The organism is Microbacterium oryzae, assembly GCF_030406385.1.
In the GTDB taxonomy this organism is placed as follows: Bacteria; Actinomycetota; Actinomycetes; order Actinomycetales; family Microbacteriaceae; genus Microbacterium; species Microbacterium oryzae_A.
Genome location: NZ_JAUEPM010000007.1, coordinates 1 through 20635 on the forward strand (window position 1 = coordinate 1; position 20635 = coordinate 20635).

At 72.3% G+C, this 20635-nt stretch carries 18 protein-coding genes and 2 pseudogenes; 9 read left to right on the forward strand and 11 right to left on the reverse strand.

The annotated features are described in order from the left end of the window. Positions 1 to 126, forward strand: a pseudogene (locus QWJ90_RS10975) (hypothetical protein); the annotation flags it as partial. On the opposite strand, the pseudogene QWJ90_RS10980 reads toward QWJ90_RS10975, so the two are convergent. The 5 genes and pseudogenes from QWJ90_RS10980 to QWJ90_RS11000 form a co-directional block, all read right to left on the reverse strand. After that, a pseudogene (locus tag QWJ90_RS10980) lies at positions 123 to 425 on the reverse strand (translation initiation factor IF-2 N-terminal domain-containing protein); the annotation flags it as partial. The pseudogenes QWJ90_RS10975 and QWJ90_RS10980 overlap by 4 nt on opposite strands. 60 nt (positions 426 to 485) lie before the next feature. Beyond that, positions 486 to 773 carry a YlxR family protein gene (locus QWJ90_RS10985; RefSeq protein WP_343032151.1) on the reverse strand — a complete coding sequence of 96 codons (288 nt, stop codon included), beginning with the start codon at positions 771 to 773 and terminating at the stop codon, positions 486 to 488. 56 nt (positions 774 to 829) lie between these two features. Continuing rightward, complete coding sequence (gene nusA / locus QWJ90_RS10990) at positions 830 to 1819, reverse strand: transcription termination factor NusA (RefSeq protein ID WP_156241842.1); 990 nt, start codon at positions 1817 to 1819, stop codon at positions 830 to 832. A gap of 99 nt (positions 1820 to 1918) precedes the next feature. Then, on the reverse strand, positions 1919 to 3388 hold the full coding sequence (locus QWJ90_RS10995; RefSeq protein ID WP_290107878.1) for an alanine/glycine:cation symporter family protein: 1470 nt from the start codon (positions 3386 to 3388) through the stop codon (positions 1919 to 1921). A gap of 54 nt (positions 3389 to 3442) precedes the next feature. Further along, complete coding sequence (locus QWJ90_RS11000) at positions 3443 to 5197, reverse strand: proline--tRNA ligase (RefSeq protein WP_290107879.1); 1755 nt, start codon at positions 5195 to 5197, stop codon at positions 3443 to 3445. An 81-nt stretch (positions 5198 to 5278) separates the two neighbouring features. Here QWJ90_RS11000 and QWJ90_RS11005 point away from each other — a divergent pair, with 81 nt between their 5' ends. Together QWJ90_RS11005 and QWJ90_RS11010 are read left to right on the forward strand one after the other, a co-directional pair. Next, positions 5279 to 6706 carry an RNB domain-containing ribonuclease gene (locus QWJ90_RS11005; RefSeq protein ID WP_290107880.1) on the forward strand — a complete coding sequence of 476 codons (1428 nt, stop codon included), beginning with the start codon at positions 5279 to 5281 and terminating at the stop codon, positions 6704 to 6706. A 47-nt stretch (positions 6707 to 6753) separates the two neighbouring features. Next, positions 6754 to 7446: an alpha/beta fold hydrolase gene (locus tag QWJ90_RS11010; protein WP_290107881.1), complete on the forward strand. Its 693-nt coding sequence runs from the start codon at positions 6754 to 6756 to the stop codon at positions 7444 to 7446. Between the two features lie 53 nt (positions 7447 to 7499). On the opposite strand, the gene QWJ90_RS11015 is transcribed toward QWJ90_RS11010, so the two are convergent. After that, entirely contained in the window at positions 7500 to 8246 is a 747-nt protein-coding gene (locus QWJ90_RS11015) for a metallophosphoesterase family protein (RefSeq protein ID WP_290107882.1), read from the reverse strand. Positions 8247 to 8279: 33 nt separating this feature from the next. Beyond that, positions 8280 to 9410 carry a flavodoxin-dependent (E)-4-hydroxy-3-methylbut-2-enyl-diphosphate synthase gene (ispG, locus tag QWJ90_RS11020; RefSeq protein WP_156243353.1) on the reverse strand — a complete coding sequence of 377 codons (1131 nt, stop codon included), beginning with the start codon at positions 9408 to 9410 and terminating at the stop codon, positions 8280 to 8282. Between the two features lie 209 nt (positions 9411 to 9619). Between ispG and QWJ90_RS11025 the strand changes: the two genes are divergently transcribed. Further along, positions 9620 to 11560, forward strand: coding sequence for an anthranilate synthase family protein (locus QWJ90_RS11025; protein ID WP_290107883.1), 1941 nt, complete (start codon positions 9620 to 9622; stop codon positions 11558 to 11560). A 42-nt stretch (positions 11561 to 11602) separates the two neighbouring features. On the opposite strand, the gene QWJ90_RS11030 is transcribed toward QWJ90_RS11025, so the two are convergent. Further along, complete coding sequence (locus tag QWJ90_RS11030; RefSeq protein WP_290107884.1) at positions 11603 to 12934, reverse strand: M50 family metallopeptidase; 1332 nt, start codon at positions 12932 to 12934, stop codon at positions 11603 to 11605. Positions 12935 to 12992: 58 nt separating this feature from the next. On the opposite strand from QWJ90_RS11030, the gene QWJ90_RS11035 reads away from it, so the two are divergent. The 3 genes from QWJ90_RS11035 (at position 12993) to QWJ90_RS11045 (ending at position 16107) form a co-directional block, all read left to right on the forward strand. Then, positions 12993 to 13610 (forward strand): hypothetical protein, encoded by a 618-nt coding sequence (locus QWJ90_RS11035; RefSeq protein ID WP_290107885.1) that lies wholly within the window; start codon positions 12993 to 12995, stop codon positions 13608 to 13610. 78 nt (positions 13611 to 13688) lie between these two features. Beyond that, entirely contained in the window at positions 13689 to 14405 is a 717-nt protein-coding gene (locus tag QWJ90_RS11040; protein WP_290107886.1) for a YcnI family protein, read from the forward strand. 91 nt (positions 14406 to 14496) lie between these two features. Then, on the forward strand, positions 14497 to 16107 hold the full coding sequence (locus tag QWJ90_RS11045; protein WP_290107887.1) for a Mur ligase family protein: 1611 nt from the start codon (positions 14497 to 14499) through the stop codon (positions 16105 to 16107). A gap of 44 nt (positions 16108 to 16151) precedes the next feature. On the opposite strand, the gene dxr is transcribed toward QWJ90_RS11045, so the two are convergent. Together dxr and QWJ90_RS11055 are read right to left on the reverse strand one after the other, a co-directional pair. After that, on the reverse strand, positions 16152 to 17246 hold the full coding sequence (gene dxr / locus QWJ90_RS11050) for a 1-deoxy-D-xylulose-5-phosphate reductoisomerase (protein WP_290107888.1): 1095 nt from the start codon (positions 17244 to 17246) through the stop codon (positions 16152 to 16154). Further along, on the reverse strand, positions 17243 to 18205 hold the full coding sequence (locus tag QWJ90_RS11055; protein WP_290107890.1) for an FKBP-type peptidyl-prolyl cis-trans isomerase: 963 nt from the start codon (positions 18203 to 18205) through the stop codon (positions 17243 to 17245). The genes dxr and QWJ90_RS11055 overlap by 4 nt, the downstream gene beginning before the upstream one ends. 143 nt (positions 18206 to 18348) lie before the next feature. Between QWJ90_RS11055 and QWJ90_RS11060 the strand changes: the two genes are divergently transcribed. Continuing rightward, positions 18349 to 19119, forward strand: a complete 771-nt coding sequence (locus QWJ90_RS11060; RefSeq protein WP_290107892.1) for a lysophospholipid acyltransferase family protein — start codon at positions 18349 to 18351, stop codon at positions 19117 to 19119. Here the strand turns inward: QWJ90_RS11060 and QWJ90_RS11065 are convergent. Next, positions 19088 to 19579, reverse strand: coding sequence for an OsmC family protein (locus QWJ90_RS11065; protein ID WP_290107893.1), 492 nt, complete (start codon positions 19577 to 19579; stop codon positions 19088 to 19090). The two genes, QWJ90_RS11060 and QWJ90_RS11065, sit on opposite strands and share 32 nt — an antisense overlap. Positions 19580 to 19638: 59 nt before the next feature. Here QWJ90_RS11065 and QWJ90_RS11070 point away from each other — a divergent pair, with 59 nt between their 5' ends. Next, positions 19639 to 20634 carry an asparaginase gene (locus QWJ90_RS11070; RefSeq protein ID WP_290107895.1) on the forward strand — a complete coding sequence of 332 codons (996 nt, stop codon included), beginning with the start codon at positions 19639 to 19641 and terminating at the stop codon, positions 20632 to 20634. Position 20635: the final 1 nt, after the last annotated feature.

Below are 20635 nucleotides of genomic sequence, written 5' to 3' on the forward strand. Positions count from 1 at the left end.
GACGTCGGGCACGCCGTGCACCCGAACTACGCCGATCGCCACGACCCGGCCAACCAGCCGATGGTCGGCGGCGGCCCCATCCTCAAGATCAACGCGAACCAGCGCTACGCGACCGACGCCCACGGAGACTTCTCGGCGGGACGTGCGGGGCCGGGCTTGGGAGCACCGGGTCGCGGCGCTCCGGAAGCGCCGGGGCGCGCGGGGCCGGGACGCCCCGGGGTGCGCGGAGCGGCGGGCTTCGCGCCGGCGGCCGGCGCTACGCCGCCTTCCGAGGCGAGCGCGGCGCGCAGCTTGCGCGCGACGGGCGGTTCGACCGTCGACGACGGGCTCTTCACGAACTCGCCGAGCTCCTTGAGCTTCGCGAGTGCGACCTTGCTGTCGACACCCAACTCAGCGGCGATCTCATGTACGCGTGGTTTTGCCACAATTCTCCTGTCTGGGGCGGCCTGCCCCGGACAGGGCAGACCTCTAAAGGCGGACGGGTCTCATTTCGAGCCGTTCACTTGATTTCCATAGCTGCTCAGCCATTTCTCGAGGTTCTGCGTGTCGAGCGGGCCCGGCACGCGCAGTGCTCGTACGAAAGCGCGGCGAGTGAGCGCGGTCCCGACGCACTTCTGCGTCGCATGGACCCACGCGCCCCGTCCCGGCATGACCGCGCGCTCATCGGGGACGAGCTCGGAATCGATGACGACCACCCTCAGAAGGGCGGATCGGGGGGCGCGCGTGCGACAGCCGACGCACGTCCGTACGGGTTCCATCCTACACCTCAGCATCACGGTCGGCCGTCGCGCGTGTCGCGACGGCTCGTGGGCGGCGTGCGCCGCCCGCCTCAGCCCTGCTCGAGGATGCTCTCCGGCTGGATGTCGATCTTGGCGCCGGTGAGCTTGGCGGCGAGGCGGGCGTTCTGGCCCTCCTTGCCGATCGCGAGCGACAGCTGGTAGTCGGGCACGAGCGCGCGGACCGCCTTCGTCGTCGGGTCGAGCACGAAGCTGCTGGTCACCTTCGCCGGCGAGAGCGCGTTCGCGACGAACTTCGGCAGCTCGTCGTCGTGGTCGACGATGTCGATCTTCTCGCCGCTGAGTTCCTCGGTGACCGCGCGCACGCGGCGGCCGAGCTCCCCGATGCAGGCGCCCTTGGCGTTGATGGAGGGGTCGTTGGCGCGCACGGCGATCTTGGTGCGGTGGCCGGCCTCGCGGGCGAGCGACGTGATCTCGACGAGGCCGTTGGCGATCTCGGGGACCTCGAGCGCGAAGAGCTTGCGGACGAGACCCGGGTGCGTGCGGGAGACGGTGATCTGCGGGCCCTTGAGGCCCTTCGCGACGCTCGTGACATAGACGCGCAGACGCGAGCCGTGCGAGTACTCCTCGCCGGGCACCTGCTCTTCGGGGGGCAGGATGGCCTCGACCGTGCCGAGGTCGACGTGGATCATGCGCGGGTTCGGGCCCTGCTGCACGACGCCGGCGACGATATCGCCCTCCTTGCCGCGGAACTCCCCCAGCACCGCGTCGTCGGCGATGTCGCGGAGGCGCTGGCTGATGACCTGCTTCGCGGCGTACGCGGCGATGCGGCCGAAGTTCTCCGGAGTGGTCTCCTCCTCGCCGACGATCGCACCCTCCTCATCCCGTACGGGGATGAGGATCGCGACGTGGCCCGACTTCCGGTCGAGGTGCGCGCGGGCGCCCTCCGGGATGTCGCCGTCCTGGGAGACGTGCTTCTCATACGCGGTGAGGATGGCCTGCTCGATGATCCGAACGAGTTCGTCGAACGGGATCTCCTTCTCGCGCTCGACCGTCCGCAGCAATCCGAGATCGATATCCACAACGTCCTCCGTATTCAGCTCTCGTCGGCAGACCTCTCGCCGACATCTTCGCCACGATACCGGATGCGGTTGGGCCGCCGCTGTGAGGAGGCCGGTCCGTCAGCGCCGCCGCACCACGTGGATCGGGCCGGTGACGCTCTCCGCGTCCTCCCAGCACTCGATCCCCCGGACGTCGGGGAGCAGCGCGCGCGTGAACACCGGGTCGAGACCCTCCCGTCGCTGGTTCGAGTAGTCGCGCAGCAGGCGGAACACGAGGCCGGAGAGGAGGGCCACGGCGACGAGGTTGATGACGGCCATCACCCCCATGATCGCGTCGGCGAGCGTCCAGACGAGGCTGGCGGCGGCCACGGAGCCTGCGAGGACGGCCACCACCACGAGGACTCGGAACACCGTGAGGACCACGGGCTTCGAGGAGATGAACTCGATGCTCGCCTCGCCGTAGTAGTAGTTCCCGATGATCGAGCTGAACGCGAGCATGAAGACGACGACGGCGAGGGCGATGGTCGCCCAGCCGCCGAGCGACGAGGTCAGCGCGTGCTGGGTGAGCTCGACGCCCGTGAGGCCGCCCCTCTCGATGGGCACCGCGACGAGGATCGTGAACGCGGTGATCGAGCAGACGAGCATGGTGTCGAAGTAGACGCCGAGCGACTGCACGAAGCCCTGCTTCGCGGGGTGCGTGACCGCGGCCGCCGCGCCCGCGTTCGGCGCGGAGCCGAGGCCCGCCTCGTTGGAGAACATGCCGCGCTTGACACCGGTGAGCACGATCTGGCCGAGCGCGGCGCCGAGGACCTCGTTGAAGCCGAATGCCTGGGTGAAGATCGACGCGAACGCGGCGGGGAGCTGGTCGAGGTGCACGACCACGACGGCGAGCCCCAGCAGCAGGTAGGCGAGCGCCATGACCGGCACGAGACCCTGCGTGACGTTCGCGATGCGGCGCACGCCGCCGAAGACGATGAGGCCGGTGAGCACGGCCGTGAGGATGCCGACCACCCACAGCAGCCAGCCGCCCTCGGCGCCGGTGATCTGGGTGATCGCGGATGACGTCGTCAGCGCGATCGTGTTGGCCTGCAGCGCGGAGAACGCGAAGGGGAAGCAGAAGATGAGGATGACCGCGAACGCGACGCCCATCCAGCGAGCGCCGAGCCCCCGGGACATGTAGTAGGCCGGGCCGCCGCGGAAGCCGTTGGCATCGCGCACCTTGAACAGCTGCGCGAGGGTCGACTCGGCGAAAGCGGAGGCTGCGCCGACGGTCGCCATCAGCCACATCCAGAACACCGCGCCGGGGCCGCCGATGGCGATCGCCGTGCCGACGCCCGCGATGTTGCCCGTCCCCACGCGGGAGGCCGCCGAGATCGTGAACGCCTGGAAGGACGACACCGACTGCGGCTTGCCGTCCTGGCCGCGCGGGGTCTTGTCCGCCAGCGTCCGGATCATCTCCGGCAGCATGCGGATCTGCACCGCACCCGACCGGGCGGTGATGTAGAGGCCCAGCAGCGCGACGATGGGCAGCACCACCCAGGTCCACAGCTGGTCACCGGCCGCCGCGATCCCCGCTTCGATCTCATCCATGCTCTGCAGTCTCACCTTCTGGTCGGGGTCCGACAACCTCTTGACGCGTGACGGTCATGCGGAGAGGCGCGCGGCCGCTTCGGCGACCGGCACCTGCTCGCGCTCGCCCGAGCGACGGTCCCACAGCTCCACGAGGCCGTCGGCCGCGCCGCGTCCGACGACGACGAGCTTCGGCACGCCGATGAGCTCGGCGTCGCCGAACTTCACTCCGGGCGACACCTTGGGACGGTCGTCGTAGAGCACGTCCAGGCGCGATGCCTCGAGGTCGGCCACGAGCTTCTCGGCGACCTCGAACGCCTCCTGGCCCTTGCCAGTGGCCACCACGTGCACGTCGAACGGCGCGACGGCCTCGGGCCAGATGAGGCCCTTGTCGTCGTTGGAGAGCTCGGCGATGGTCGCGAGGATGCGCGTGACGCCGATGCCGTAGGAACCCATCGTGACGGTGACGAGCTTGCCGTTCTCGTCGAGCACCTTGAGGCCCAGTGCCTCCGCGTACTTGCGGCCGAGCTGGAAGACGTGACCGAGCTCCATGCCGCGGGCGAGGGAGACGGGACCAGAGCCATCCGGAGCGGGGTCGCCCTCGCGCACCGTGGCGACCTCGACGAAGCCGTCGGCGGTGAAGTCGCGGCCGGCCACCAGGTCATGCACGTGCTTGTCGAGCGCGTTCGCGCCGGTGATCCAGCTCGTCCCCTCGACGACGCGAGGATCGAGGAAGTAGCGGATGCCTGTGGCCGACTCCTCGCCGAGGATCGGGCCCGTCTCGCTCCAGGGGCCGATGAACCCGCGGACGAGGAGCGGATTCGCGGCGAAGTCCTCTTCGTCGGCGGCCTCCACCTCGGCGGGCGCGAAGGCCACCTCGACGCGCTTGTCGTCGATGTCGCGGTCGCCGGGGATGCCGACCACGACGAGCTCGCGAGTGCCGTCGAGGTGCGTGAGCCGCAGCACGACGTTCTTCAGGGTGTCGGCGGCCGTCACCTCGCGGTCGAGGACCGTATTCGAGTGGTCGACGAGGGTCTGGATGGTCGTGGTGCCGGGAGAGTCGAAGACGACCGGCTCCGGGAGTCCTTCGATGGGGAGCGCCTCGGGCACGAGGGTCGTGAACGCCTCGACGTTGGCCGCGTAGCCCCCGTCGCTGCGTACGAAGGTGTCCTCTCCGACGGGGGTCGGGTGGAGGAACTCCTCGGAGCGGGAGCCGCCCATGGCGCCGGCGTCGGCCTGCACGATCGCGTACTCGAGGCCGAGGCGCTGGAAGATGCGCTCGTAGGCGTCGCGCTGCGCCATGTAGCTGTGCTCGAGGCCCTCGTCGGTGTGGTCGAACGAGTAGGCGTCCTTCATCGTGAACTCGCGGCCTCGCAGCAGGCCGGCGCGGGGTCGCGCCTCGTCGCGGTACTTGTCCTGGATCTGGTAGATCGTCAGGGGCAGATCCTTGTACGAGGAGTACAAGTCCTTCACGAGCAGCGTGAACGCCTCCTCGTGCGTGGGAGCGAGGAGGTAGTCGCCGCCCTTGCGGTCCTGGAGTCGGAAGAGCTGCTCGCCGTACTCGTCCCAGCGGCCGGTGGCCTGGTACGGCTCACGCGGCATGAGCGCGGGGAAGTGCACCTCCTGCGCGCCGGCTGCGGTCATCTCCTCGCGGATGATCTTCTCGATCCTCGCCTTGACGCGCAGGCCGAGCGGCAGCCAGGCGAAGATGCCAGCCGCCTGACGCCGGATGTACCCGGCGCGGACGAGCAGCTTGTGGCTCGCGACCTCTGCCTCGGCAGGGTCTTCACGGAGCGTGCGGACGAAGAGATGCGACAGACGGGTGACCACGAGCGACAAGTCTAGGGCGTGGGCCGCGACACCTCCCCCGCCGCCGGCCCCGACCCCCGCGCCCGGTCCTAGGCTGGCCGCATGCCGGCCCGCCATACCCGCCTCTCGCCGTCCGCCGTCCAGACCGCGCTCGGGGAGTCGCTCGCCGAGCTGCGCCGCTCGCTCGAGCTGCCCGAGGCCTTCCCGCCCGCAGTGCTCGCCGAGGCCGAGGCGGTCGTCGCGTCGGGCACGGCCGTCGACGGCTCCGACGACGAGCGCGCCGATCTCCGCGCGCTCCCCTTTCTCACCATCGATCCGGAGGGGTCGCGGGACCTCGACCAGGCGATGCACATCGCGCGCGAGGGCGGCGGCTTCGTCGCGCACTACGCGATCGCCGACCTGGCGGCGTTCGTCCGGCCAGGCGGCGCGATCGACGCCGAGGCGCAGCGCCGCGGGCAGACGCTGTACGCGCCGGATGGCTCGGTGCCGCTGCATCCGGAGGTCCTGTCCCACGGGGCGGCGTCCCTCCTGCCGGATGAGGACCGCCGCGCCTACGTCTGGCGGTTTCCCCTCGACGCGGCGGGGACGCCCGATCGTGACGGCGTCCAGCTCGTGCGCGCGTGGGTCCGCTCTCGCGGGCAGTGGACGTACGAGGGCGCGCAGGCCGCGATCGACGCCGGCACCGGGCCCGACACCCTCGCGCTCCTCGCCGAGCTCGGCCCGCTCCGCGTCGCCCAGGAGGCGCGCCGCGGCGGCGCGAGCCTCAACGCCCCCGAGGAGGAGATCGTCGACGGTCCCGACGGCTACGCGATCCAGCGCCGCGCGCTCCTCCCCGTCGAGGACTGGAACGCGCAGATCTCGCTGATGACCGGGATGGCCGCGGCCGACATCATGCTGAGCGCGGGTCGCGGGATCCTCCGCACCCTCCCGCCCGCCGACGACGACGCGCGCGCGGAGTTCCGCCGTCAGGTCGCGCTCCTCGGCCGCCCCTGGCCGGAGGACCTCGACTACGGCGAGTACCTGCGGCGCCTGGATCCCTCGGACGACGCGACCCCGGCCATCCTGCAGGCGGCGAGCGCGCTGTTCCGCGGCGCGGACTACATCGCCTTCCTCTCCCCCGACGAGATCCCCGCCGACGTCGAGCAGGCGGCGATCGGCGCCCCGTACGCGCACGCGACGGCTCCCCTGCGGCGCCTCGTCGACCGCTACACGCTGCGCGCGTGCCACGGCGACGTCGACGAGGAGGTGCTGCCGCGGCTGCCGGAGAGCATGCGCCGGTCGTCCGCGCTCGCCTCGCGGCTGGAGTCCGGCGCGGTGGACCGGGTGGAGGCCGCCGTCCTGCATCGGCACATCGGCCACGTGCTCGACGCCGTCGTGCTGTCGCAGACCAAGGGCGGCAGTCGGGTGCAGCTCGCCGACCCGTTCGTGACGGCAACCGTGCCCGAGGCCGTGGAGCCCGGCACGCGCATCCGCGTGCGCGTCGAGGCCACCGACATCGCGACCGGGAGCGTCACCCTCTCCGCGGTGTGATCCGCTGGCCCTCGCGCGCGTCGGAGGCCGCGAGTACGGTCGGGGCCATGGACGTGATCCTCATCCCCGGGCTCTGGCTCGACGCGTCGTCGTGGGCGCCGATCGCCGAGGCGCTGACTGCGGCGGGGCATCGGCCGCTGGCCCTCACGCTCCCCGGCACGGGCGAGCCCGCCGACCGTGCGGCCGACATCGGGATGACCCACTGGGTCGCAGCGGTCGTCGCCGAGATCGACCGGTCGGATGGCCAGGTCGTGCTCGTCGGTCATTCCGGCGGCGGCAACGTGGCGTGGGGCGCGGCGGATGCGCGGCCCGACCGCGTCGCGCGGGTCGTCTTCGTCGACACGGCGCCGCCCGCCCCCGGCGCGTCCATCTCCGAGTTCCCCACCGAGGGCGGCGTGGTCCCGTTCCCCGGCTGGGCCTTCTTCGACGAGCCCGACGTGGCGGACCTCGACGACGCCGCGCGCGAGCGCACGGCGCCCCTCATGAAGAGCGTGCCCGCGCGCGTGCCGTCCGAGCCGCTGGCGCTCCGCGACGCGCGCCGCTTCCGGGTGCCGGTGACGCTCCTCATGGGCGGGATGGACGAGGCCGCGCTGCGCGCCGAGCTCGCGAACTGGAGCTCCTTCCGGGAGGAGTTCGACGCGATCGAGGACGCGGAGGTCTTCCGCATCGGCTCCGGCCACTGGCCGCAGTTCTCACAGCCGGAGCGTCTCGCGGAGCTGCTGCTCGCGGCCATCCGCTGACCGCCCGCGCGGCTGCTCGCTGCCGCCGCTTCAGCCACGCCAGAAGCGAGCAGTCAGCGCTGTTGGCGACCGCGGAACACCGCGGTGCGCAGCTCGACCTCCCACACGTCGGCCGTCGGCATGTCGAGGTCGCGGGCCACGGCGACCTCGGCGTCGATGTCGTAGGGCACCCGCACGAACTGCACGGCGAACGGCGCCTCCTCCGGGGAGTCGACGACGCCCTCGACGATGACGTAGCTCGCGCGCGGCTCGTCGAGCGGATTGCCGACGCTCCCGACGTTGAACAGGGTGCGGCCATCCGTCGTCTCGATGTAGGCGTCGTGCACGTCGCCGTAGCCGACGACGTCGGGCTCGGGTCCGTCGCCCGTCATCTCCGTACGGCGGAACATGCCGTCGAACTCGGCCGTGGTGTGCTGGAACCGCACCCGGACGTGCGGGCTCTGCGCGGAGGCGTGGAAGAGGCGGATGCGGCGCCCGCTCACGACGAGGTCGTGGCTGAGCGGCAGGGCGGCGAGCCACTCGCGCTGCTCGGGCGCGAGCTCGTCGCGCCACCACACCATCTCGGGCAGCCCGTCGTCGGGAATGGAGCCGAGGAAGTCGTCCCAGTTGCCGCGCACCGCGATCTCGCAGACCTCCTGCGTGCGGCTCACCGCCGCGCTCCCCCGCGGCCCCTTGCCCGCGACGTCGCCGAGGTTGATGATGCGCTCGATGCCACGCGCGCGAATGTCGGCGAGGACCGCGTCGTACGCGGTCATGTTCCCGTGGACGTCGGAGAGGATGGCGATGCGAGCGGCGGTCACCGGGCCATCCTCACACGCGCAGCGGCGGCTGGCTCAGACGGTGACCACCTGCGCGGTGCCGGTCGGGGCGGCGGGCCCCATCTCGTCGGCGATGCGGTTGGCCTCCTCGATGAGCGTGCGCACGATCTCGGCCTCCGGCACGGTCTTGATGACCTCGCCCTTGACGAAGATCTGGCCCTTGCCGTTGCCCGACGCGACGCCGAGGTCGGCCTCACGGGCCTCGCCCGGTCCGTTCACGACGCAGCCCATGACCGCCACGCGCAGCGGCACGGTCATGTCCTTCAGGCCCTCGGTGACGTTCTCGGCGAGCGAGTACACGTCGACCTGGGCGCGCCCGCAGGAGGGGCAGGACACGATCTCGAGCTTGCGCTCGCGGAGGTTCAGCGACTGCAGGATCTGGTGGCCGACCTTGACCTCCTCGGCCGGCGGGGCCGACAGCGACACGCGGATGGTGTCGCCGATGCCCTCGCCCAGGAGGATGCCGAACGCGGTCGCGGACTTGATCGTGCCCTGGAACGCCGGGCCGGCCTCGGTCACGCCGAGGTGCAGCGGCCAGTCGCCGCGCTCGGCGAGCTGCCGGTACGCCTTGACCATGACGACGGGGTCGTTGTGCTTGACGGAGATCTTGAAGTCGTGGAAGTCGTGCTCCTCGAAGAGGCTCGCCTCCCACACCGCGGACTCGACGAGAGCCTCGGGCGTCGCCTTGCCGTACTTCTCCAGCAGGCGGCGGTCGAGCGAGCCCGCGTTCACACCGATGCGGAGCGAGACCCCGGCGGCCTGGGCGGCCTTCGCGATGGCGCCGACCTGGTCGTCGAACTTGCGGATGTTGCCCGGGTTCACGCGCACGGCCGCGCAGCCGGCGTCGATCGCCTGGAAGACGTACTTCGGCTGGAAGTGGATGTCGGCGATCACCGGGATCTGGCTCTTGGCCGCGATGATGTGCAGCACGTCCGCGTCGTCCTGGCTCGGCACCGCGACGCGCACGATCTCGCAGCCCGACGCGGTGAGCTCCGCGATCTGCTGCAGCGTGGCGTTGATGTCGGTCGTCGGCGTCGTGGTCATCGACTGGACGCTGACGGGCGCATCGCCTCCGACGAGGACCTTCCCGACCCGGATCTGACGCGACTTGCGACGAGGGGCGAGGGTCTCGGGCACGCGGGGCATACCGATGTTCACTGCAGGCACCCGTCCAGATTACGCCGGGGCGGGTGGAAGGGCGCTGGATGGGCTGTGGTAGTTTCAGCCCCATGTCCGCGCACCGCACCTGGTGGCCCGCCACGTAGGCGGTGCTTCGCGAACTTCGACCGCCCAGTCAACCGGATGGGGCGGTCTTTTCTGTCTGAGGGCAGCCTCGCCCAGGAGGAGATCTACGCATGACCGGGACCGCTGCCCCGACCCCCGCTTCCGCCGACCTCATCGCGCGTTTGGCTGCGGACCCCGCCGCTTCCTTCGCCCTCATCGTGCGCGAGGGGGGTGAGGTCGTCGAGGTGCTCTCGGGGCCTGTGACCGATGTCGACCTCCTCGCCGACATCCCCCTCGCGGATGGCCGGGGCCGGCCATCCGAGGTGCTCGCGCTGGTGCCTTATCGCCAGGTGCGCGAGCGCGGCTTCGCCGCGCACGATGACGGCGCCCCCCTGCGCTGCCTCACCGTCGAGGAGCACGCGGCCATCCCACTCGCGGAGGCGCTCGACGCGCTGCCGAGCGCGGCCATCCCCCTCGCCGACGCCGGGTTCGATCTCGACGACGCGGAGTACGCGGCCATCGTGCGGAACGTGATCGCCGAGGAGATCGGGCGCGGCGAGGGCGCGAACTTCGTCATCCGCCGCGACTTCGTCGCCGGGGTCGACGCCGAGCCGCGCACGGCCGCGCTCACCTGGTTCCGCGCCCTGCTCGAGCACGAGCGCGGCGCGTACTGGACGTTCGCGATCGTCACGCCCGGCCACGTGGCCGTGGGCGCGAGCCCGGAGGCGCACGTCAGCGCGCGCGAGGGCGTGGTGACGATGAACCCCATCTCCGGGACGTTCCGCCATCCGGCCGGTGGCGCGACCGCCGAGACCCTGACCGAGTTCCTCTCCAGCACCAAGGAGACCGAGGAGCTCTTCATGGTCGTCGACGAGGAGCTCAAGATGATGAGCGCGGTCTGCAGCGACGGCGGCCGCATCACCGGCCCCCATCTCAAGGAGATGTCGCGGCTCACGCACACGGAGTACGTGCTGCGCGGGCGCTCGCGCCTGGACCCGCGGGACATCCTGCGCGAGACGATGTTCGCACCCACGGTGACCGGCTCTCCCATGCAGAACGCGTGCGCGGTCATCCGCCGTCACGAGCAGTCGCCGCGCGGGTACTACTCGGGCGTCGCCGCGCTGTTCACGCCGAACGCCGAGGGCGGGCACGACCTCGACGCCCCGATCCTCATCCGCACCGCGTACCTCGAGGAGGGGCGCCTGCGCGTGCCGGTCGGGGCGACCCTGGTGCGCCACTCCGACCCGTACGGCGAGGTCAGCGAGACGCACGGGAAGGCGGCCGGCGTACTCGGCGCGATCGGGGCCATCCCGCGCGCCATCACGATCGTGCCCGACGACGACGAGCCCGCCCCCGCCCCGCGTCTCGGCGACGACCCGGCGATCGCCGAGCTGCTCACCTCGCGCAACGCGCGGCTCGCGCCCTTCTGGATGCAGGAGCAGGAGCCGGGCGCCCGCACCGCGCCGTTCGCCGGGCGGAAGGCCATCGTCGTGGACGCGGAGGACCGGTTCACGACGATGCTCGCGCACCAGCTGCGCCACCTCGGGCTCGACGTCGACATCGTGCACTGGAGCGCGGCGGACGACGCCCGCCTCGACGGCGCCGAGCTCGTCGTGTCGGGCCCCGGCCCCGGCGATCCGCGCGACGGCGAGAGCCCGCGCATCGCCCGCATGCGCGAGCTCGTGGTGCGCCGGCTCGCGCAGCATCGGCCGCTGCTGGCGGTGTGCCTCAGCCACCAGATCCTCAGCGATCGCATCGGCGTGGGGCTCGCGCCGCTGGCGAGCCCGCACCAGGGCCTGCAGCTGAGCGTGGATCTCTTCGGCGAGACGGCGTCCATCGGCTTCTACAACACGTTCACCGCGCGCGTCACGCCCGGCGTCACCGTGCTCACGCCGAGCGAGACCCGCTGCGGCGCGGTCGGCGACGTGGAGATCGCGGCGGATCCCGCCTCGGGCGACGTCTACGCCCTGCGGGGCGCCGGCTTCGCGTCGGTGCAGGGGCACCTGGAGTCGATCCTGTCGCGCGACGGCATGCGCACCCTCGAGCGCATGGTCGGCCACGCCCTGTCCTGAGGCGGGGCCGCGCTCGGCCGGGACGACCCGGAAACCTCCGGCTCAGCCGCCGAGCAGCTGCACGGGGTTGAAGATGTCGGCGGCGAAGAGCAGCGCGCCCATACCGACCAGCAGCACGACGACGACGAGTGTCAGAGGCACGAGGCGGGTGGCGTCGGTCGGGGCGGGCTCCGGGCGTCGGGTGAGCTTGGCGAGCACGCGGCGGAGGCCATCCCAGAGGGCGATGATGATGTGCCCGCCGTCCAGCGGCAGCAGCGGCACGAGGTTGAACACGAACAGCGCGATGTTCAGCGACGCGAGCAGGCTCACCATCACGCCGACCCGGTCGAGGACGGGCGCATCCGTTGCGGCGACCTCGCCGGCGAGGCGTCCGACGCCGACGACGCTCATCGGACCGTCCGCGTCGCGCTCGCCGCCCGTGAACAGGTCGTACGCGGTGTCGTACAGGCGCGCGGGGAGGTCCGCGACGATCCGGGCGACCGCGCCGACGTTCTCGAACGCGGCCTGCGGCCCGGTCCAGATCGGCTGGCGCACGCGCTCGACCGACGCCGAGACCCCCGCGTAGCCGACCTGCTCGACGGAGGTGGTGCCATCCGCGCCGGTCACCTCGACCTGGTTCTCGATGGGCGTCAGCGTGAGCGAGACCTCGTCGCCGTCGCGCTCGACGACGAGGGGGATGGCGGTGCCCGGGCGGGCGCGGATGATCTCGGATGCCTCGGCGAAGGTCTCGACGGGCTCCCCGGCGAGGGAGACGAGCCGGTCCCCTGGCAGCACCCCAGCGGCGTGCGCAGGTGCCTCCGGGTCGCCGGCGGAGCACTCCGTCGCGGTGGACCCGGCGGGCAGCACGCACTCGGCGACGGTCGCCACCGTCGTGGTCGCCTGCTGCATCCCGATGCCGCTGAACAGCACCGCGAACATCACGATGGCGAGCACGAGGTTCATGACCGGTCCGCCGAGCATGATGATCACGCGCTTCCACACCGGCAGGCGGTGGAAGGTGCGGGAGTCGTCGACCCCCTCGAGGGTCTCGGCGTTGGCGGCCTGCGCGTCCTGCACGAGGGTGGCGTAGAGACCGCGGCGGCGCTCGGCGCGGGCGGCGGCACCGGCGAGCGCAGGCTCGGATGGCGTCGGCTCCGTCCGCGGGTACATGCCGGCCATCGAGATGTAGCCGCCGACCGGGAACGCCTTGAAGCCGTACTCGGTCTCGCCGCGCTTCCGCGACCAGAGCGTGGGCCCCATCCCGATCATGTACTGACCGACCCGCACGCCGAACTTCTTGGCGGGGACGAGGTGACCGACCTCGTGCAGGGCGATCGAGACACCGAGGCCGATCACCATGACCAGCACACCGATCACGAACGCGAGCACATCCACGCCGCAACGGTAGCCCCGCCCGCTCGGAAACTCCCGGGCAGCACCTATCCTTGGTGGCGTGACCTCCCGGCAGCTGCGCACCCTCCGCGGCGCCTCGGCTTCCGGTATCGCGACCGTCATCGCCGCCCTCTCGCACACGGCGGGCGGCGCGCAGGCGCCCGCGCCGCTGATCGTCCTCGCGATGGCGTCGCTTCTGATGCCCGGGGCCATCCTGCTCGTCGGCGCCCGCCCGCGGCTCCCGCGCCTCGCCGCGACGGTGCTCACCACGCAGGCCGCGTTTCACCTCGCCTTCCTCGCGCTCGGCTCGCCGGTGACGCTCCCGACCGCCGGGTCCCACGCCGCGCATGTCGCGCACGCCGCTCACGCGGCCGCGTCCTCGTCGACGCACCTCGACCATCCCACCCATCTCGCCACCCTGGCCGCGTCGCAGACCGACGCGCGGATGATCGGCGCGCACCTCGTCGCCGCGCTCCTCACCGTCGCGCTGCTGCATCGCGGCGAGACGGTCCTTCGCGCGATCGCCTCGTGGGCGTCGGTGGTCGTCCGCCGGGTGGCACCGCAGCCGCTCCTGCTCGCCCAAACACGTGCTCCGGGCGCTGCCCCGGCCCGCCTCCCCCGCGCCCTCCGCATCGTCGCCGGCGCGCGCAGCCCACGCGGCCCTCCCGTCCTGGTCTGACCCGCCATCCCGTCGCGCATGCTGCGCGGCCACCCCGCCGTGCCTGCGCGCCGGCACTCAGACCACGAAGGAATCCGCATGACCTCTCTCACCCCTGCCCCGCGCCGCCGCCGCGGCCTCCGCGCCCTCGCCTCCGGCGCCCTCGCCGCCGCGCTCGTCATCGGCGCGCCGCTCGCCGCCAGCGCCCACGTCACCGTCACGCCCGACGCACCGGTCGCCGGCGGGTACGACGTGCTGACGTTCGCGTTCTCCCACGGGTGCGACGAATCCCCCACTACCGCCCTCGTCATCTCGCCGCCCGCCGAGGGCCTCGAGTCGGTGGTCCCCACCGTCCAGGCCGGATGGTCGATCGACGTCGAGCGCGACCCCGACACCGGCGTCGTCGACGCCATCACCTACACCGCCGACGAGCCGGTGCCGAACGCCCTGCGTGCAGCCGTCGAGCTGTCTGTGGCGTACTCCGCTGATGCGCCGGAGACCCTGGCGTTCCCCGTCGAGCAGCTGTGCGTCGACGGCTCCACGTCGTGGACCGAGCTGGCGGACGAGGGCGAGGATCCGCATGACCTGGATTCGCCCGCTCCCGTGGTCACCCTCGCCCCCGCGGCGGAGGGCGCAGATCACGGCACGAGCACTCACGACGCGGCGGACGGCGATGCAGACGTCGCCGAGGAAGCCGCCGCCGCGGACGGCTCCGGCGTGGGAGCGTGGGCGCTCGGCGCGGGCGGGCTCCTCGCCGGGGTCGCCGCGCTCGTCGTGAGCGTCCTGGCGTACCGCCGCAGCGGGCAGCGCCGGTGACGCGGCGCCGCACCTGACCACTGCGAGGCGCGGCGACGTGTCGCCGCGCCTCGCACGCTTCGTCCGGATGCCGCGTGAGACGATGGTCAGGATGTCTGCGACACCGTCGAACCTGCCCCCCGTCCTGCGCCCGGAGAACCCGCCGCGCCGCTTGCTCGCCGCGCTCGCCGAGCGCTTCCGCGGCGAGCTGCGCGGCGACGCCGCGGGCGTCGAGCTCACCGGCGTGACGCTCGCCACCGCCGACCTGCGCGCGGGCGAGGCGTTCGTCGCCATCCGCGGCGTGAACCGCCATGGCGCCGAGTTCGCGCCGGCCGCCGCCGAGCAGGGCGCCGTTGCGGTCATCACCGACGCCGACGGCGCGGACATCGCCGCGCCCGCCGGCCTTCCGATCGTGGTCGTGCCCGACCCGCGCGCCGTGCTCGGCGACCTCTCGGCGTGGGTGTATGGCACCGACACCGACCTGCCGCTGCTGCTCGGCACCACCGGCACCAACGGCAAGACGTCGATCACGCACCTCCTCGACGGCATCCTCACGCAGATGGGAGTCGTCACCGGGCTCTCGTCGACCGCCGAACGGCATATCGCCGGCGACGTCATCGTGTCGCGCCTCACGACCCCGGAGGCCAGCGAGTTCCACGCGCTTCTGGCGCTCATGCGCGAGCGCGGCGTCGAGGCCGTGGCCGTCGAGGTCAGCGCGCAGGCGCTCACGCGGCACCGGGTCGACGGCCTCGTCTTCGACGTCGCCGCGTTCACGAACCTCACGCACGACCACCTCGACGACTACGCCGACATGCGCGAGTACTTCGAGGCGAAGGCGCGCTTCTTCACGCCCGAGCGCTCGCGCCGCGCGGTCATCTCGCTCGACTCCGCCCCCGGCGTCGAGTACGCCGAGCGGGCGACGGTGCCCGTCGTGACCGTCGCGACGCCCGCGATCGCCGCCGACCCGGCGGCCGCAGCCGGTGCCGACTGGATCGTCACGATCGACGACGAGCGCCAGGAGGGCACCGGCTTCACGCTGACCGGGCCGGATGGCCGCAGCCTCACGTCGGTCGTGCCCGTCATCGGACCGCACATGGCCTCGAACGCCGGCACGGCGATCGTCATGCTGCTCGAAGCCGGATACGACTGGGAGCGCATCGCCGGCGCACTCGAGCGCGACGGCGGCATCCGCGCCTACCTCCCCGGCCGCACGCAGCTGGTGTCCGGGTCCGAGGGCCCCGCTGTCTACGTCGACTTCGGACACACACCCGACGCCTTCGAGAAGACGCTCGCGGCGGTCCGGCGTGTGACGCCCGGCAAGGTGCTCATGCTGTTCGGCGCGGACGGCGATCGCGACAAGACCAAGCGCCACGACATGGGCCGCACGGCCGTGGAGGGCAGCGACATCGTCGTGATCACCGACCACCACCCGCGTCACGAGGACCCGGCGGCGATCCGCGCGATGCTCCTGGAGGGAGCCCGCGCGACCGACCCCGGCCATCCGATCTACGAGTTCTCGCCGCCGGAGACCGCGATCGTCGAGGCCGTCAAGCTCGTCGGACCCGGCGACGCCATCCTGTGGGCGGGCCCCGGGCACCAGGACTACCGCGACATCAAGGGCGTGCGCACGCCGTACTCCGCGCGCGAGCTCGCGCGGCGCGCGCTGCGCGATGCCGGATGGCCCGTGCCCGAGCCCGCCTGGCCGGTTCCGTACGAGGACTGACGTCCGGTCGCGGCCCGCCCCCGATTCGAGGACGGGCCGTGCCCTCAGCGCGCCGAGATGAGGGCGTCGGCGGTCCGTCGCGCCCACGCCTCCGCGTCGGCGAGCGATGCCAGCGTGAGCTCGGCGGGCGCGCCGTGGCGATCGAGGACAGCCGCGATGGTGTCGACGATGGCGGGGAACGACAGCCGGCCCGCGTGGAACGCGTCCACCGCCTGCTCGTTGGCCGCGTTGTAGACAGCGGGGTGCGTGCCGCCGGCCTGTCCGGCCTGACGGGCGAGCCGGACGGCGGGGAACGCCTCGTCGTCCAGGGGGGCGAACTCCCACGTCTGCGCCGCGGTCCAGTCGATCGGCGCGTCCACGTCGGCGAGGCGCTCGGGCCAGGAGAGCCCGAGCGCGATCGGCACGAGCATGCGCGGCGGACCGGCCTGCGCGATCGTCGAGCCGTCCTGGAACTCGACCATCGAGTGGATGAGCTGCTGCGGATGCACGACGACCTCGATGCGCTCGTACGGCACGTCGAACAGCAGATGCGCCTCGATCACCTCGAGGCCCTTGTTGACGAGCGTCGCGGAGTTCGTCGTGATCACGCGCCCCATGGCGAAGTTCGGGTGCTTGAGCGCCTGCGCCGGGGTGACCTCGGCGAGCTCGGCGCGCGAGCGGCCACGGAACGGCCCGCCCGACGCGGTCACGATGAGGCGACGCACCTCGCCGCGCTCCCCTGCCCGCAGCGCCTGCGCGATCGCGGAGTGCTCGGAGTCGACCGGCACGATCTGGCCGGGGCGGGCGAGACCGCGCACGAGATCGCCCCCGACGATGAGCGACTCCTTGTTCGCCAGCGCGAGCGTGCGGCCGGCCTCGAGTGCGGCGAGGGTGGGACCCAGGCCCACCGAGCCGGTGATGCCGTTGAGCACGACGTCGGCTTCGATGTCGCGCACGAGCTGCGCGGAGGCGTCGGCGCCCAGGGCGGTGTGCTCGACCCCGAACTCCCCCGCCTGCGCGCGGAGGAGCTCGGCGTTGGAGCCGGTGGACAGTCCGACGAGCTCGAACCGGTCGCGGTTGGCGCGGATGACGTCGAGCGCCTGCGTCCCGATGGATCCGCTGGATCCGAGGACGATGACGCGCCGGACGCGCGGGCTCACTCGGCGGGGGTCTCGGTCGCCGCGGCGGCCACGTGCTGCGTGGCGAGGATGTCGACGACGAAGACGAGCGTCTCCCCGACGAGGTCGGTGTCGTTGATCTCGCCCTCGCCGTAGCCCTCGACGGGCGGGATCACCGCGAGCACCTGCGAGCCGACCTTCTGCCCCTCGAGCGCCTTCTTGAAGCCCTCGACGACGCCGGTCGTCTGGAACTGGGCGGGCGTGCCGCTCTCCCAGCTGGAGTCGAAGACCGACCCGTCGGAGAGCTTCACGCCGGTGTACTGCACGAGGACCGCGTCGCCCTCGTCGACCGTGGCCCCGTCTCCTGCCTTCAGCGTCGAGAGCTCGGTCGTCTCCGGCGCCTCGGCACCCTCGGGGATCGTGATCGTGGGGGCGCCATCCTCGGCGAGCTCGACCGTGGGCAGGCCGGCGGTGGGCTCCTGCTCCTCGCCCCACGCCGCCGTGGGGGTCGTCCCCAGCATGTCGAAGACGTAGATCTGCCCGTTGGAGACGGTGCCGTCCGCGGCGGTCGTGCCGGGGAGCGCGAGCACGAGCCGGGACCCGATGTTCTCGCACCCGACGAACTGGCCGAGCGCCTCGGGCGATACGAGCGAGGGCAGCAGCTCCGCCTCCTCGTATCCGATCTGCCCGATCTCGTCGCCGGTGACGGCGTCGTAGGCCGTCATCGCGTACTGCAGATAGTCGCCGCTGGCCACCGGGTCGCCGTCACCCTCCTCGAGGACGATTCGCTGCGACTCGTCGAACTCGAGCGGCGCCTCGAACGACGCCGTGGCCGGCTCGCCGACCTCGCCCTCGACGGTCACGCTCTCCACGGCGTCGCCCGTGGGCGCGGCCGCGTCGCAGAGGTCGGCCGGCGCGGCGCTCGGCGAGGCCTCCGTGTCGGCGTCACCCGCCGGCGAGCAACCCGCCAGCGCGAGCGCCGCGAGCACGGCGGTGGACATCAGACCAAGTGAGCGAGCGCGCACGGAAACCTCATTCATCGCAGGATCGTCTCCATCCTCCCCGATCTCCGCTTTGCATGGGCTGAACGCGCCCGCGACGGGCGGATGCCGACGCGGGCATATGGTCGCAGTAACCTGGGGGGATGACCGACGACGCGCAGGCGCAGGCCGAGCTTGACGGCGACCCGCTCCGTCCGAGCTGGGCGTACACGACCGGGCGTCTGGTGCTCTCACCGCTGGCGCGGGCGATCTACCGCCCGCACGTGGAGGGTCGGGAGAACATCCCCACCGAGGGGGCGGTCATCCTGGCAAGCAACCATCTGTCGTTCATCGACTCGATCGCCATCCCGATCGCGGCAGCGCCGCGGGCCGTGCACTTCCTCGCCAAGTCCGACTACTTCACCGGCACCGGAGTGAAGGGCTGGCTCTCACGCACCTTCTTCACGGCGGTCGGCGCGATCGCCGTCGAGCGCGGGGCAGGGCAGGCGGCGCTGGACGCGCTGGACCGCCAGAAGCAGATCCTCGCCGCCGGCGCCGCGGTCGCGCTGCACCCGGAGGGGACGCGCTCGCGCGACGGACGCCTGTATCGAGGCCGCACCGGCATCGCGTACCTCGCCCTCGAGACCGGAGCGCCGGTGGTGCCCATCGGCCTGATCGGGACCGATCGCGTGATGCCGGTCGGCGCGAAGATCCCCTCGTTCCGTGAGCGCGTGACGGTGCGGTTCGGAAAGCCGCTGGACCTGACCGGGCACGGCCCGGCGTCGTCGGGTAAGGCGCGCCGCACGGCCACCGACGAGATCATGGCAGCCATCCACGCGCTGTCGGGGCAGGAGCTCGCCGGCGTCTACAACGAGGTCCCCGCGCACAACACGCTCGAGAAGATCAAGCGGGCGCTGCCCCACGAGCGCCTCTGACCTCGACCACCGCCTCGTGGCGGACGGGGAAGGCGACCGAGTTCGCGATGAAGCACCATTCGTGCGCGTCCTCGTGGGCGGCGATCGCCTCGGCCACCATCGAAGCCTCCGCCACCTCGACGCGCGGACGCAGCACCACCTCGGTGAAGCGACCGCTGCTGCCCTCCTGCTGCATGGTGCCCAGGGCGTGGTCCTCGTAGGCGGTGACGACCACCCCGCGCACCACGCAGGCGTGCAGGTACGACAGCAGGTGGCACTCCGACAGCGCGGCGAGGAGGAGATCCTCGGGATTCCATCGCGCCCGGTCGCCGCGGAACGGCACGTCGGCGGAGGCGAGGACGTCGGGCTTGCCGGCGACGGCGAGCGTGACCGAACGGTCGTAGTCGCGGTAGCCGGATGTGCCGGTGCCGCGGTCTCCGGTCCAGGTGGCGGTGAGCGCGTAGTGATGTTCGCCGAGCATGAGCCCAGTGTGTCACCGCGCGGCGGGGACGCCGTCGACTGCTTGGTTAGGGTTGTCTGGTGACTGCAGAGACCTTCGCCGCCCAGGAAGCCGCCGAGCTCGCCGTCGTCGACCGCGGAGGGTTCGTCGAATCCCGCCACGTCGGTTCGGCGCTCGTGCTCTCTCCGAACGGCGAACTCGCGATGGCGCTCGGTCGCACCGACGCCCTGATCCTCCCGCGCTCGTCCCTGAAGCCCCTGCAGGCGATCGGATCGGTCACCGCGGGCGCCCCCCTCGAGGGCGAACGGCTGGCGATCGCCACGGCGAGCCACTCCGGCACCGACCGCCATGTCACGCTCGTGCGCGACATGCTCGCCTCCGTGGGGCTCAGCGAGGACGCCCTGGGATGCCCGGCGCAATGGCCGAGCGACTCCGCCGCGCGCGACGCGATGGTCCGCGACCACTACGAGCCGTCGCGCCTGCGCATGACATGCTCGGGCAAGCACGCCGCGATGCTCATGGCGTGTGTCGCCAGCGGCTGGGACACCGGCACCTATCTGGACCCCGCGCACCCCCTGCAGCTGCACATCCGCGAGGTCGTCGAGCGCCTCTCCGGCGAGCGCGTCGGTGCGAGCGTCATCGACGGGTGCGGCGCGCCCGTGCACGCGCTCACCCTCTCGGGGCTCGCCCGCGCGCTGCATCGCGCCGGCACCTCGTCGGAGCGGTCGCCCTTCGCCATGCACCGCGTCGCCGGCGCACTGGTGCGCGCGGTGCGCGAGAACCCCTGGACGGTCGAAGGACCCGGCCGCCCGGACACGATCGCGATCGAGACCTTCGGCGTGTACTCCAAGTTCGGCGCGGAGGGCGTGCAGACGATGATCGCGCCGGACGGGACCGCCGTCGTCGTGAAGATGCTCGACGGCTCGAACCGCGCGGCGGTCCTCGTGGCGCTGACGCTCCTCGCGCGCACGGGCGCCCTCAGCGCGGAGGCCGTCGACCACTTCGCTCGCACCAACCCGATGCTGTCGGTGCGGGGCGGGGGCGCGGAGGTCGGGCGCATCCGCGCGAGCGTCTGAC

Coding starts and splice junctions, on each gene's coding strand:
- QWJ90_RS10985 (WP_343032151.1), bottom strand. CDS start 773: ATGCTGAGGTGTAGGATGGAACCCGTACGGACGTGCGTCGGCTGTCGC.
- QWJ90_RS10995 (WP_290107878.1), bottom strand. CDS start 3,388: ATGGATGAGATCGAAGCGGGGATCGCGGCGGCCGGTGACCAGCTGTGG.
- QWJ90_RS11005 (WP_290107880.1), top strand. CDS start 5,279: ATGCCGGCCCGCCATACCCGCCTCTCGCCGTCCGCCGTCCAGACCGCG.
- QWJ90_RS11010 (WP_290107881.1), top strand. CDS start 6,754: ATGGACGTGATCCTCATCCCCGGGCTCTGGCTCGACGCGTCGTCGTGG.
- ispG (WP_156243353.1), bottom strand. CDS start 9,410: ATGCCCCGCGTGCCCGAGACCCTCGCCCCTCGTCGCAAGTCGCGTCAG.
- QWJ90_RS11025 (WP_290107883.1), top strand. CDS start 9,620: ATGACCGGGACCGCTGCCCCGACCCCCGCTTCCGCCGACCTCATCGCG.
- QWJ90_RS11040 (WP_290107886.1), top strand. CDS start 13,689: ATGACCTCTCTCACCCCTGCCCCGCGCCGCCGCCGCGGCCTCCGCGCC.
- QWJ90_RS11045 (WP_290107887.1), top strand. CDS start 14,497: ATGTCTGCGACACCGTCGAACCTGCCCCCCGTCCTGCGCCCGGAGAAC.
- QWJ90_RS11055 (WP_290107890.1), bottom strand. CDS start 18,205: ATGTCCACCGCCGTGCTCGCGGCGCTCGCGCTGGCGGGTTGCTCGCCG.
- QWJ90_RS11060 (WP_290107892.1), top strand. CDS start 18,349: ATGACCGACGACGCGCAGGCGCAGGCCGAGCTTGACGGCGACCCGCTC.
- QWJ90_RS11065 (WP_290107893.1), bottom strand. CDS start 19,579: ATGCTCGGCGAACATCACTACGCGCTCACCGCCACCTGGACCGGAGAC.